Source organism: Novosphingobium sp. ZN18A2 (assembly GCF_036784765.1).
Taxonomy (GTDB): domain Bacteria; phylum Pseudomonadota; class Alphaproteobacteria; order Sphingomonadales; family Sphingomonadaceae; genus Novosphingobium.
This window is the reverse complement of sequence record NZ_CP136651.1, coordinates 845,175-857,617: the sequence shown is the minus strand read 5'-3', so window position 1 is coordinate 857,617 and position 12,443 is coordinate 845,175. Positions and strand designations below refer to the sequence as shown.

General features: G+C 64.6%; 11 protein-coding genes and 1 tRNA gene. 7 read left to right on the top strand and 5 right to left on the bottom strand.

Annotation, left to right across the window (positions count from 1 at the left end; translation table 11 throughout):
* Positions 1-9 precede the first annotated feature (9 nt).
* Both RXV95_RS04195 and RXV95_RS04190 read left to right on the top strand, forming a co-directional pair.
* Positions 10-564, top strand: coding sequence for a hypothetical protein (locus RXV95_RS04195; RefSeq protein ID WP_338467762.1), 555 nt, complete (start codon positions 10-12; stop codon positions 562-564).
* A 566-nt stretch (positions 565-1,130) separates the two neighbouring features.
* Complete coding sequence (locus tag RXV95_RS04190) at positions 1,131-2,234, top strand: branched-chain amino acid aminotransferase (RefSeq protein ID WP_338467761.1); 1,104 nt, start codon at positions 1,131-1,133, stop codon at positions 2,232-2,234.
* A 46-nt stretch (positions 2,235-2,280) separates the two neighbouring features.
* Here the strand turns inward: RXV95_RS04190 and RXV95_RS04185 are convergent, their stop codons facing one another.
* Together RXV95_RS04185 and RXV95_RS04180 are read right to left on the bottom strand one after the other, a co-directional pair.
* Entirely contained in the window at positions 2,281-3,945 is a 1,665-nt protein-coding gene (locus tag RXV95_RS04185; RefSeq protein WP_338467760.1) for a M28 family metallopeptidase, read from the bottom strand.
* Positions 3,946-4,011: 66 nt separating this feature from the next.
* Entirely contained in the window at positions 4,012-4,416 is a 405-nt protein-coding gene (locus RXV95_RS04180) for a hypothetical protein (protein WP_338467759.1), read from the bottom strand.
* 176 nt (positions 4,417-4,592) lie between these two features.
* Here RXV95_RS04180 and RXV95_RS04175 point away from each other — a divergent pair, with 176 nt between their 5' ends.
* From RXV95_RS04175 to RXV95_RS04160, 4 genes are all read left to right on the top strand, one after another.
* On the top strand, positions 4,593-5,825 hold the full coding sequence (locus RXV95_RS04175) for an MFS transporter (protein ID WP_338467758.1): 1,233 nt from the start codon (positions 4,593-4,595) through the stop codon (positions 5,823-5,825).
* A gap of 105 nt (positions 5,826-5,930) precedes the next feature.
* Positions 5,931-6,800 (top strand): glutathione-dependent disulfide-bond oxidoreductase, encoded by an 870-nt coding sequence (yghU, locus tag RXV95_RS04170; protein ID WP_338467757.1) that lies wholly within the window; start codon positions 5,931-5,933, stop codon positions 6,798-6,800.
* A gap of 82 nt (positions 6,801-6,882) precedes the next feature.
* Positions 6,883-6,957, top strand: a tRNA-Gln gene (locus tag RXV95_RS04165).
* 111 nt (positions 6,958-7,068) lie between these two features.
* Positions 7,069-7,398: a TraR/DksA family transcriptional regulator gene (locus tag RXV95_RS04160; protein ID WP_338467756.1), complete on the top strand. Its 330-nt coding sequence runs from the start codon at positions 7,069-7,071 to the stop codon at positions 7,396-7,398.
* A gap of 1 nt (position 7,399) precedes the next feature.
* Here the strand turns inward: RXV95_RS04160 and RXV95_RS04155 are convergent, their stop codons facing one another.
* Together RXV95_RS04155 and RXV95_RS04150 are read right to left on the bottom strand one after the other, a co-directional pair.
* A complete protein-coding gene (locus tag RXV95_RS04155; RefSeq protein ID WP_338467755.1) occupies positions 7,400-8,491 on the bottom strand; it encodes a beta-eliminating lyase-related protein in 1,092 nt (363 codons plus the stop codon).
* A complete protein-coding gene (locus RXV95_RS04150; RefSeq protein ID WP_338467754.1) occupies positions 8,484-10,589 on the bottom strand; it encodes a S9 family peptidase in 2,106 nt (701 codons plus the stop codon). Before RXV95_RS04150 ends, RXV95_RS04155 begins: the two co-directional genes overlap by 8 nt.
* Positions 10,590-11,074: 485 nt before the next feature.
* Between RXV95_RS04150 and RXV95_RS04145 the strand changes: the two genes are divergently transcribed.
* Positions 11,075-12,112: a sterol desaturase family protein gene (locus tag RXV95_RS04145; protein ID WP_338467753.1), complete on the top strand. Its 1,038-nt coding sequence runs from the start codon at positions 11,075-11,077 to the stop codon at positions 12,110-12,112.
* Between the two features lie 39 nt (positions 12,113-12,151).
* Here RXV95_RS04145 and RXV95_RS04140 read toward each other — a convergent pair whose 3' ends face one another.
* Entirely contained in the window at positions 12,152-12,442 is a 291-nt protein-coding gene (locus RXV95_RS04140) for a PilZ domain-containing protein (protein WP_338467752.1), read from the bottom strand.
* Position 12,443 lies beyond the last annotated feature (1 nt).

The following is a 12,443-nucleotide window of genomic DNA, read 5'->3' as shown; positions in this document are numbered from 1 at the left end:
ACCCGCGCCATGGAGATCAACCGCAAGCTGACGTTTCGGGCGCTTTTGCCACTGGGACTGGTCATTTTCGTGGCGGGGTGCGTTTCAAGCCCCGCGCCGCCGCCTCCACCGCCGCCCACGCCCAAACCTGTCCGCACCGCTGCGCCTCCTCCGCCGCCGCCCGCGCCGCAAGTCGACTGGCGCGATGCGCCGCTGACCGCGGGGGACTGGTCCTATCGCCCGGACGGCACCGGCTCTGTCGCCGCATATGGCGAACCGGGATCGAACCCGCTGTTGCTGCTGCGTTGCGACCGGGCGCGCCGCCAGGTGATGCTGGATCGCGCGGGATCGGCGCCCGCCGCGCTGCCGATGACCTTGCTCACCACCAGCATGGTGCGCCCGCTGGATGCCGTGCCGTTGCCCGGTGCCTTGCCCATGCTTCGCGCGACGTTCGCGGCCAGCGATCCCGCTCTCGACGCAATGGCGTTCAGCCGCGGACGCATCGCCGTAGAGGTGAACGGGCTTCACACGCTGATCGTCCCCGCGTGGGAAGAGATCGACCGCGTGATAGAGGACTGCCGCTAGGGCCGTGGCCCGGAAACCGTTTGACCCGGCTTTCAGCGATGCCATGAAAAACGCGCCCGTGGATAACCGGCGCGAAGCACTGATTCTGACGTGAAAAAAATTGATTGCAAGTCTTGTCCTTGCGACTCCGATGATTCACAACTTGGGACAAGGTCGGAACGGACCTGCGGTCCTTTCGGCTCAGCCGCCTGAAAAAGCGGTGCTTTTGGCTCTAACAGCGCGAAAGGAGGTGATCCGATGTCTCATGGTTCAGCAGAGAGGTCGGCAACCCGCAGCGCGGAGCATTATCGCTGAAATTTCGGGCAAGTAAGCGATAAAGGCTTCGTGAGCGGCGCTTCCGGCCGCTGACCATGCGAAGGGCCGCCTCCGGTTTGCCGGGGCGGCCCTTCACATTTGCACCCATTCTTGCCGTTTCGGCGTCCTGCCCTTTGCATCAGCGCGAAAATCTGCCTAGGCAGCGCCTTGGCGAAGCCGCGCCGCGCCTTCCCATAAATTTCATGGCGCTTGCCTTGTGCGCAATAATCGTTCAAGGCGCGCGCTTCACGATTCTTGAGGAACCCAACGCCATGGCGACGACCGCCGATACCGCCCTATCGTTCACCCGGATGCCCCACCCGGCGCCGGTACCGGACGCGCGGCGAATAGAGGCGTTGGCCAATCCCGGTTTCGGCACGCTGTTTTCGGATCACATGGTCTCTATCGACTGGGACGATGGCCGGGGCTGGCACGATGCAACGGTCGGCCCGCGCGGCCCGCTTACGCTCGACCCGGCGACCGCGGTGCTGCACTATGCGCAGGAAATTTTCGAAGGTCTGAAGGCCTATCGCCTGGCGGACGGTGCGATGGCGCTGTTCCGGCCCGAGGCCAACGCCGCGCGTTTCAACGCTTCGGCCGCGCGGCTTGCCATGCCGGCGCTGCCCGAAGAGACATTCGTCGAAGCCTGTCGCCAGCTGGTGCTGACCGACCGCGAATGGTTCCCCAGCGTCGAAGGCGGCTCGCTCTACTTGCGCCCCTTCATGTTCGCGACCGAAGCGTTCCTGGGCGTGCGCCCGGCCAAGAGCTACAAGTTCATGGTAATCGCCAGCCCCGCGGGCAACTATTTCAAGTCCGGCGCGCCTGCCGTGTCAATCTGGCTGGCCGAGGATTATACCCGCGCCGCGCCCGGCGGTACCGGCGCGGCGAAGTGCGGCGGCAACTATGCGGCAAGCCTTGTCCCGCAGGCCGAAGCAATCGCCAAGGGGCACGACCAGGTCGTGTTCCTCGACGCGGCGGAGCGCAAGTGGATCGAGGAACTGGGCGGCATGAACCTGTTCTTCGTGTTCGACGACGGCTCCATGGTCACCCCGCCGCTGGGCGGCACGATCCTTCCCGGCATCACGCGCGACAGCCTGATCCGGCTTGCCCGCGAAGAAGGGTTGACGGTGCGCGAGGAACGCTATGCCTTCGAAGACTGGAAGGCGGATGCGCAATCGGGCAGGCTGGTCGAAACCTTCGCCTGCGGCACCGCCGCCGTTGTGACCGCGGTGGGCCGCGTGGCGGGCCACTTCGGCGAGTTCACGATCGGTTCGGGCGGACCGGGCCAGCTGACCCAGAAGATGCGCAACCGGCTGGTCGCGATCCAGCGCGGCGAAGCCGCCGACCCGGACGGCTGGGTCAAGCGGCTGGGATAACCCGAAATCGTCATCCCCGTGAAAGCAGGGATGACGAAATGAAGCCCTACTCCCGTTCTGCCGCCGTCTTGTCGCGGATCGCCTTGAATTCGCTGCCCGGCTTCCACTGCGGCCACGTGTCCGAATTGGCCAGTTCCTCGCCGATCGTGCCGATCAGGTCGATGTCCTGCACCGCACCGTCGAGGTTCCAGTCCGCGCTCCACTGGTCGCACGCCTGATGGTAGCAATGACCGGTATACTGGTCGATCCACGCCTGCCCGGCCTTCACGCCGCCCTGCTTCAGGTCCGATGCCCCGGCGATGCCCATCAGCAGCAGCACCGGCACGCCGCGCTTGGCGAAGCTGAAATGATCGGCGCGATAGAACAGCCCGCGTTCCGGCAAGCCTTCGGGGGTGACGGTGCGGCCCTGCGTTGCCGCGACGCGCGCCATGTCGTCCTCCAGCGTGTCCTGCCCCTTGCCGACAAGGATCACATCCTTCGCCGCCCCTGCGGTCTGCAAGATATCGATATCGAGATTGGCCACGGTCTTCGCCATCGGGAATACGGGGTTCGACGCATAGTATTCCGAACCCAGCAGCCCCCGCTCTTCCGCCGTCCACGCGGCGAACAGCACGGTGCGCTGCGGCGGCGGCGCGGCCTTCATCGCCCGCGCGATTTCCATGATCCCCGCGATGCCCAGAGCATCGTCGTTGGCGCCGGCGCGATAGATCTTGCCGTTCTCATCCGGCGGCCCCTTGCCATAGGCATCCCAGTGCGCGCCGTACATCACCACCTCGTCGGGCCGCGTCTTGCCGGGTATCTTGGCGAGTACGTTATGGCTCTCCACCGTTTCGTGCGTGACGGGGGCGTCGGCTGAAAAGGTCACGCCCTTGAGCGTGACCGGGCGGAACTTCGGCGAACGCGCCGCGACCTGCAGCTTCGCAAGGTCGAGTCCGGCAGACGCGAACAGCTTCTTTGCCGCATCGCCCGCGATCCAGCCCTGCAAGGCAAGCGTCGTCAGATCGGCTGGCTTGCGCACGATGTCGTAGTTTTCGCCGCCGGGGCTGATCACCACGTTCCAGCCATATCCCGCCGCGGGCGTATCGTGGATCACCAGCGCGCCGACCGCGCCCTGCCTTGCCGCTTCCTCGAACTTGTAGGTCCAGCGGCCGTAGTAGGTCATCGTCCGGCGGCCGAACTTGCCATAGGCGGGCTCTCCGGGCTTCGCGTAGTAATCGGGATCGTTGACAAGGAAGACCACAACCTTGCCCTTGAGGTCCACTCCCTTGAAATCGTCCCAGCCGCGCTCGGGCGCGTCCACGCCATAGCCGACGAAGACCACGGGCGCGTCCGCGATTTTCGCTTCGTCGTCGGGGCGGACGGTCGAGACATAGACCTGCTTCGACTGTTCGACCGGCATGGCGCCCTTCGGGCCGTCGAACACCATTTTCGCCGGGCCGAGTGTGGTATGGAGCAAGGGCACTTTCTGCACCCAGCTTCCGTCCGGCCCTGCCGGTTCAAGCCCCAGGTCCTGGAACCTGGCGATGAGATAGCCGATCGTGCGGTCTTCGCCCGCAGTGCCGGGCGCGCGGCCTTCGAATGTGTCGGACGCCATCGTCTTCACCGTCTGCGTGATCCTGCCGGGATCGACGGATACCTTGGCAATGGCGGGTTGGCATGTGCCGGCCAGCAGTATGGCGGCGGCGGTAAGACCCATATGGATGTTTTTCATGGCGCGGCACCTTAATCCTCGACGCCCGCGCGGCAACCCCGCTTCCCGAAATCGCGGCCCGGCCGGTCAGTTGACCAGCACCTTGCCCTCGCCCGCCCGCCGGACGCTGCCATTGCGCCGCCATTCGAGCACTTTCTGGGTCAGCGGCCAATAGGCGCAACCGCCGTCCGACCCAGTTGCCATAAGATAGTCGCGCTGGACGATCTGCACCGCGCCGCTGGCCGGATCGGTTACTTCGCTTTCAAGCGTCCAGAGCCTTCCGCCCGCGTCCCGATGACCCACTGCCTGCACACCCCACAGCAACAATTTCGCGCGCTGGGCGCCGAAGCTGCCTGCCTCTGCCCGCGCCAGCCGCGCAGCGACATCGCGCGCCTTGCCCGAACAGTCGACGCGCGGTGCCCCGGCCGGCGGATCGGCCAGCATCGCCACGTCATGCAAGGTCAGGGCCGCCGGATCGGTAAGCGGCTGCAAGCCGGACCGGTCAGGCTCATGACGTTTCGAGCAGGCGCTGCAAGCCATCAGAAGCGCGCAAAGCGCGGTGCAGAGTGGCGGGTTTCGCATCGCCCGCTCGTAACATGGTTGCGACCAGCAAGAAGCCCATTACACATGCGGCAAAACCAGCCGGACAAACGGGGGAGACGGGGCGCATGCGTTTCATTGATGATTTCAGGGCCTTATCGCGCCCGCAGCGCACGGCCGTATGGGCCGGTTACCTGGGCTGGACGCTGGATGCCTTCGATTTCTTCCTGATGGTCTTCCTTCTGCCGGAAATCGCCACGACCTTCGGCACCAATGTGAAATCGGTGGCGGTTGCGATCATGCTTACGCTGGCCGCGCGGCCGGTGGGCGCACTGGTGTTCGGCCTGCTGGCCGAACGGATCGGTCGCCGTCCGGTGCTGGTGATGGTGGTTCTGGGCTTCTCCGTCCTTTCCGCCCTTTCGGGCGCGGCGCAAACGCTGACGCAGCTGCTGGTCGTCCGCACGGTGTTCGGCTTTGCGATGGGCGGCGAATGGGGCGTGGGCGCAAGCCTGGCGATGGAAACCATTCCGCCGAAGGTGCGCGGGATCGTTTCGGGGCTGATCCAGTCCGGCTATCCTTCGGGCTATCTGCTGGCGAGCGCGGTCTATTACCTGTTCTTCGATTCGATCGGTTGGCGCTGGATGTTCGTGCTGGGCCTTGCACCGGCCATGTTCGTGCTGTTCGTGCGGCTCCACGTAGAGGAAAGCCCCGTCTTCGCAGAGCGCGAGCATGCGCCCGGCAGCTCACCTTTCGCCCCGCTGGCCGACCTTGGCCGATACTGGAAGCTGGCGCTCTACCTCGTGGTGCTGATGGCGGCGTTCAATGCGTTCAGTCACGGCACGCAGGATCTTTATCCCACGTTCCTGAAAGTCCAGCGCGGGTTCGATACGCAGACCACCGGCACGATCGCCATCGTGATGAATATCGGCGCGATTACAGGCGCGATGCTGTTCGGCCCGCTTTCGGACCGGATCGGGCGGCGGCGCGCGATCGTTTTCGCCAGCCTGCTTGCACTGCCGCTGATTCCGCTTTGGGTGTTCACCACGGGCGCAATCGTCCTCGCCATCGGCGGGTTCCTGATGCAGGTGTCGGTCCAGGGTGCCTGGGCCATCGTGCCCGCGCACCTGAACGAGCTTTCTCCGCCCGCGATCCGCGCGATGTTCCCCGGCTTCGTTTACCAGTTGGGCAACCTTGCCGCGTCTGGCAACGACGTGTGGCAGGCCGGCTTTGCAGAAGCGCACGGCAACGATTATGCGCTGGCACTCGCGCTGTTCGGTGGGGTTACCGCGGTGATTCTGGCGATATGGGTGATGTTCGGCCCCGAACGCAGCGGCGAGGCTCTCCACGGAGGAAAGCCCTGACGCGCATTGCGAAGTGGACGAACCGGCGGCTGCAAGTAGGTGGTTGCAAGCCGCGGGCCTCACACGCTATTGGTAAGTAACACATACAAACTTCAGGAGATGTCGATGTCGGAGGAGAATTACGTCCCGCCCAAGGTGTGGACCTGGGACCAGCCGTCCGGCGGCGCCTTCGCCAACATCAACCGGCCGATCGCCGGCCCCACGCATGAAAAGGAGCTGCCGGTCGGCAAGCACCCGTTCCAGCTCTATTCGCTCGCCACGCCGAACGGCCAGAAGGTGACGATGCTGTTCGAGGAACTGCTTGAAGCAGGCTTCGGCGATGCCGAATACGATGCCTGGCTGATCAACATCGGCGAAGGCGACCAGTTCGGATCGGGGTTCGTCTCGCTCAATCCCAATTCGAAGATTCCCACGATGCAGGACCGCAGCGGCCCCGAACCGTTCCGCGTGTTCGAAAGCGGCGCGATCATGCTGCACCTTGCCGAAAAGTTCGGCGCCTTCATCCCAACGGACGTGAAGGGCCGGGCAGAGTGCCTTTCGTGGCTGATGTGGCAGATGGGCTCCGCTCCGTTCATCGGCGGCGGTTTCGGGCATTTCTATAACTATGCCCCGGTGAAGATCGAATATGCGATCAACCGCTATTCGATGGAAACCAAGCGGCTTTACGACGTTGCCAACCGCCGCCTTGCCGAAACGCGCTTTCTGGCCGGAGACGATTTCACCATCGCCGACATCGCCGCCTATGCCTGGCTGGGCAATATCTATCGCGGCGAAGCCTATGGCGAGGCGGCCCAGTTCCTTTCGATGCACGAATATGAAAACGTGGGCCGCTGGGTGGCAGAGATCGACGCGCGGCCCGGCGTGCGCCGCGGGCGGCTGGTAAACAACCGCAAGGGCCTGCTCGAACGTCATGACGCGAGCGACTTCGATACGCTGCCCAGCGACGTGCTCGAAGGCGTGACGCGCGGCTTCTGACCAGGGCCGCAGCCTGTTGGGGACCGGGGGCAAACGCCCCCTTCCCATTACGCGTTCGAACGCTATAAGCGCGCCTTCCTGCTGGGGCGTCGCCAAGTGGTAAGGCACCGGTTTTTGGTACCGGCATTCGCAGGTTCGAATCCTGCCGCCCCAGCCAGCCGCCAAAACGGCCATTCCGGAACAATCGGCAAGACCGGCATCGGCGATTTCTTCGGGCATCTTGCCATCGCGACAACCGGAGTCCATCTATCGGGCGAAGGGATATGCGATGACCGATAACACCGCCACCGAAGCGCGCCTGCGCGCGATGTTGAAAGACCTGCTGGCCCGCGCCGAAGTGGTTGAGGACGACTTGCGTCATCCCCTGGACGACGATCTTCCCGAACAGGCGATAGACCTTGCCGACGACGAGGCGCTGACCGGGATCGACGACGTGCTGCGCCACGAAATCGCAGACGTTCGCCAGGCGCTGCTCCGCATCGAACGCGGCACTTATGGCACCTGTGCATCCTGCGGGGCGGAGATTGGCGAGAAGCGGCTGGAAGTGCTGCCCACCGCGACGCTTTGCATAGAATGCGCGCGCAAGGCGGACGCCTGACCTAGAGCGCTTTTCGACCACACCGGCAGAACGCGGCAAGCCAGCCTGTGGCGGTCTCGTCGTTGAACGATTCCGCCGCTTCGCCGATCACAACTTCACCGATGCTCTGCCCATCGAACGGGCTTTGCGTGAAGACGTTGAACAGCCAGACGCCGTGCTGTTCGGCGAATGCGCGATTGCGCGCCTTTAGGTCCGCCGGCGTACCCGCCATGTGAATCTGGAACGCGTTGGTCATCGGCGCAGAGGGATGGACCACGGCCTGAATCCGCCCGTTCAGCGCCGATGCGAGAGAGCGGGCGCGGGCGACATAGGCGGGCATCTTGGGCAAGTGACGGTCCATCCCGTCAAGCGCGGTGATCGCTTGCGGAAAGCTGGTGAACACATTGCCGGCAAAGCGCGTTTTCCACGGAGCGAGCGCGGCAACGTGTTCTTCGCCGCCGGCAAGGACGGCACCGCCGATCCCGCCCAACCCCTTGTAAAAAGACACATAAACCGTATCCGCCAGCGCGGCGAGCTCTGCCAGGTCCACGCCGTAACCGGCCGCCGCTTCCCACAAGCGCGCACCGTCGAAATGCAGCGGAACGCCGTTTTCGCGGCACCATCCTGAAATGTCCCTAAGGGCACCAAGAGGGGGCAGAAGATACCCTGAACGGCGCAGGGGCAGCTCTACGACCACGGCGGCGAGCCGGTCCCGGCAGGCCACCAGATCGTCAACCGTGAACGGGCGATACCGGCCAAGCCGGACGGGCGCGATTCCCCCCACCCGCTCGATCGATCCGGCCTCGTCCACGTCCATGTGTCCTTGCGGATGGATCGCGATGTTGGAGACGCCCGCCACTTCGGCATGGGTGCGCAAGCTGGCGAGCTGCGCGGTCATGCCTTTCACGAAAAACGCCGCCGCCGGTTTGCCGAGCAGCGCGGCCACGCGGGCTTCGAGCGCGGCGACCGCGCCGCCCGCGCCGTACATATCGGGTTCCGCCAGCGCATGGGGCGATTGCGCCATCGCGCGCAGCACGTCCGCCGTGGCCGCCGGGGGGTGGCCCGACAGGACGTGATTGCAACGCAGCTTCAGATCGAAATCCGATTCACTCACCGGCGGCCTTCCCGTCCGTCCTGTACTTGTCGAACCACGCGAGGATTGCCGAAGCCTTCGCCGCGGCTTGCGATGGCCGGCCCGCCAGCCCGTGGTGGCTGGCGCCCGGCACTTTCACGAACACCGTGGGAACGCCGCGAATCTGCAGCGCGGCATAGTACTGTTCGGCTTCGCTGTCCGGCGTGCGATAATCCTCGCTGCCGACAACCACCATCGTCGGCGTCTTGACGTTGCCGACCAGCGAAAGCGGCGACCGCTTCCAGTAGGCCATCGGATCTTCCCAGGGCCGCTTGTCGAACCAATAGCGCGAGGTGAAGGGCGTTGCGTCCATCGTCAGCGATTCGGATATCCAGTTGATCACCGGCTTTTGCGTGGCCGCCGCCTTGAACCGATCGGTCTTGCCCACGATCCACGCGGTCAGCACGCCGCCGCCGGAACCGCCGGTGACGAACAGGTTGTCTGGGTCCGCCACGCCATCCGCGATCGCGGCGTCAACCGCGGCCATCAGGTCGTCATAGTCCTTGCCCGGATAGGCCCGGTCGATCAGGTTCGCGAACTCTTCCCCGTAAGAGGTCGATCCGCGCGGATTGGTATAGAGCACCGCATAGCCGTGCGCCGCATAAAGCTGCACGTCGGTGGCGAAGGCCGGGCCATAGGCGGCATTGGGTCCGCCGTGGATTTCAAGGATCAGCGGCAGGCGCTTGCCCGGCTGCGCCCCCGGCGGCGTTGCCAGCCACGCATCGATCTGCCGCCCGTCGGGCGCGGTCACGGGAATCTTGCGCACCGGCGCCATCGCCTTGCCCGCCAGCCACGTTCCGTTGAGGTCCGTCAGCTTCCTGGGGCTGCCCTTGCCCGCGACCCAAAGGTCCGCCGGCGCGGTGGGCGGGTTCGAGGTATAGGCGATCACGCCGTTGGCGCTGACCGAATAGCTGCCGCCGGTATAGGGGCGGTCGAGGTCGCTCCCCGGCTCGACATTGTCGACCAGCGTGCGCATCGACCCGTCCAGCCCCACGCGGGCAACCTTTTTCCGGCCGTGATCGTCATAGGAGACGACAATCGCGTTGTTGCCCTGCCAGTCCAGCCCGTCGATGCTGCGGTCGAGCTTTGCGGTCAGCGCGCGCGATCCGCTGCCGTCGATGTTCATCACGTAAAGCTCTGCATTTTCATAGCTGCGGTGATGATCGTCGAAGCCGACATAGGCGACGCGGCGCCCGTCGGGCGATACGGCGGGCCCGGCATCGGGGCCATAGCGGCTGGTGAGCGCGGTGAGCGCACCCGATGCGACATCGAGGGCATAGACCTCGCTGTTCATGATCTCTCGCTCCCAGTCTTTGGACCGGTTGGCGCTGAACAGTATCTTGCGCCCGTCGGCCGTCCAGCTGAGCGGTCCGCCGTCATCGAAGTTGCCGAAGGTCAACTGGCGCGGCGCCCCGCCATCGGCGGAAACGAGGAACAGGTGATCGAAGCCCGGCTTGGCATATCCCGCATCGTCGAAGCGATAGGTTACGCGGTCTATCACCTGCAGCGGATCGGCCCATTTCGCGCCTTCGGGCCTGGCCGGCGGCTTGCCCAGCGTCATCCCCTGGCCGGGCACGTTCATCACATAGGCGATCTGCGTTCCATCGGGCGACCAGGCCAGCGAACGCGGCCCGGTGGGCAGGTTGGTGATTTTCGCATCGGCCCCGCTATCCACCCAGCGCACATGGATTTCCGGGCTGCCCGCGCCGTCGCCGGAGACATAGGCGATGCGCTTTCCGTCGGGCGACCAGCGCGGCGAATAGTGCGCGCCCTTGCCCGTGGCGAAAGGCCGTTCGCGCCCGCTCGCCACATCGACCAGCCAGATTGATGGCACGTTTCGATCGGTCATCACGTCCGCCGCCATGCGCACATAGGCGATCTGGCGGCCATCCGGACTGATCTGCGGATCGGCCGCGCCCTGCACCTTGAACAGGTCTTCTCCGGTAAAGGATCGCTCCGGCCCGGATGCTGCCGCAGCGGCGGGGTGGGGGACGGCGGCGGGCTGGGCGGCAAGGGCAGGCGCGGCGGCCACGGGAAGCGCGGCCGCGGCAAGCAGCGCGGCAAGGATCACAGGACGCATAATTTCGATTCCCCCGGTTGGTTTCCGTCGCAATCATGCGCGAGACGGCCGCACCACGCCAGAGGCGGTTCGACGAACGGCGAATGCACGCGGACCAGCGGCGCGGCCTTGCGCCGTGATTTCCGCGCGTCGCGCTTTCTATGGCCCAAGAATGACGAACGTCGAAAAGTGGCTTGAACACCGCAGCACCCGCGGATCGAAAGGCCTGCCCCCCGGAAGGGTAATGCGGGCAGGCAGCAGCCCTTTCGCCGGTCAGACTGCCCTGACGGCAAGATGCGGATATGGCGACGGATTTTGCCGCAGCCTCGCGAAACTGCCATTTCAGGGCCAATTCCGGACTAATCCGCATGGCCGCCCGGGCCAGATGCGAACCTAGTCCTACGGGTTACTATACGGCGAATGCACCGTTGAGTTCGGACCGGGTCTGATCCATCGATTTACCCTACCGCGATTTCTCGAAAATTCTGCGCAGAGACTGCATGACGATGACGGCAGACCAAGTAATCGACAGCATGAAGGGCAGCATATTCGCACAATATCCGGGGTATGTCTTCGCCCCTGTCATGCTGATCGCCGCATCGTTCATCGTCCTGTCCTTAAAGGCGATCAGGGGCGAAAAGCAGGACTTCACGATCTGGGCGCTGTTCAATCACACCTTCGCCGTGGAAAGGTGGCGCTGCAGATCCGCGATAGTCGACGTATTCCTCTATCTGGCCAATCGCCTGATTCCGGCGTTCTCGACCAGTGTAATCGTGTTCTTCATTGCGGGAATCCTGCTTTGGGGCCTGTCGGGCACCGGCTGGAATGCGGACGCGGCGAATCCCGGCCCCGGCGCCATCGTGACGATGGCGGTGCTTCTGGTCGTCCTGCTGGATTTCGGCGATTACCTTGCGCATCGCGCGCTCCACCGGATTCCGGTACTGTGGGAACTGCACAAGGTTCACCATTCCGCCACGTTCCTCTCGCCGGTCACGTCGTTCCGCGTCCATCCCCTGGAATCGCTTGTCTACACGGTCTGTCACAGCGTGGTCCTGGCGCCCGCGGTGGGTGTGCTTTCGTTCTTCTACAGGATCGGCCCTGTCACCCTGATCGACCTGATGTTCACGACGAACATCATCGTCATAGTGCTCACGCTGAATCACCTGAAGCACAGCCATTTCCAGATCAGCCTGGGCTATCTGGATTATGTGATTATCAGCCCGCACATGCACCAGTTGCATCACAGCGTTCGGCTGGAACACTGGGACAAGAACCTGGGCGTGATCTTTTCGCTTTGGGATTGGGCCTTCGGCACCGCCGTGCGCGAAGACACGGCGATACCCGTGGTCTATGGCATCGGCCGTGGACCGGTTGAGGATGCGCGCTACCTTACCTTTTACGGCGTGTTCCTGCGGCCGCTGGTCAACATGGGCCTGCTGGCGACGGGCCGCATCTCCGCTGAAAAGAAGCCCGGAGCCGAAAACGAACCGCCACCGGCCCAACCCGCGATGCCCTTGCGATTACGCGCAGAGGACACGCCATAGCCCCGCCGGTCGATGTGCCGACGGGGCGCGGCACGGGGATCACCCCGTGGTCAGGTGGTCGAACACCGCCTGGTGCAGAAGATCGTCGAACAGCACGCCCATGCGGCCGTCCTCTATCCACAGCACCTTGGCGGCCACGTTGGACAGCGTGGGGAAGCTGACCAGCACGCGCTGGCCTTCCTTTAGCGCCCAGCCTTCCCATTCCACCATGCAGCCCGCCAGCGTCAGTTCCAGAACCACGACGTCGGGCGTCTCGAGCGGGCCTTTGCGGACCTTTATCAGAAGCGGCGGACGGCCACCCTTGCCCGCATCCGCTCCGTCGAAACGCATT

Excerpts from the sequence above, each read along its gene's own strand:
- RXV95_RS04195 (WP_338467762.1), top strand. The coding sequence starts at position 10 with ATGGAGATCAACCGCAAGCTGACGTTTCGGGCGCTTTTGCCACTGGGA.
- RXV95_RS04190 (WP_338467761.1), top strand. The coding sequence starts at position 1,131 with ATGGCGACGACCGCCGATACCGCCCTATCGTTCACCCGGATGCCCCAC.
- RXV95_RS04185 (WP_338467760.1), bottom strand. The coding sequence starts at position 3,945 with ATGAAAAACATCCATATGGGTCTTACCGCCGCCGCCATACTGCTGGCC.
- RXV95_RS04175 (WP_338467758.1), top strand. The coding sequence starts at position 4,593 with ATGCGTTTCATTGATGATTTCAGGGCCTTATCGCGCCCGCAGCGCACG.
- yghU (WP_338467757.1), top strand. The coding sequence starts at position 5,931 with ATGTCGGAGGAGAATTACGTCCCGCCCAAGGTGTGGACCTGGGACCAG.
- RXV95_RS04160 (WP_338467756.1), top strand. The coding sequence starts at position 7,069 with ATGACCGATAACACCGCCACCGAAGCGCGCCTGCGCGCGATGTTGAAA.
- RXV95_RS04150 (WP_338467754.1), bottom strand. The coding sequence starts at position 10,589 with ATGCGTCCTGTGATCCTTGCCGCGCTGCTTGCCGCGGCCGCGCTTCCC.
- RXV95_RS04145 (WP_338467753.1), top strand. The coding sequence starts at position 11,075 with ATGACGGCAGACCAAGTAATCGACAGCATGAAGGGCAGCATATTCGCA.
- RXV95_RS04140 (WP_338467752.1), bottom strand. The coding sequence starts at position 12,442 with ATGCGTTTCGACGGAGCGGATGCGGGCAAGGGTGGCCGTCCGCCGCTT.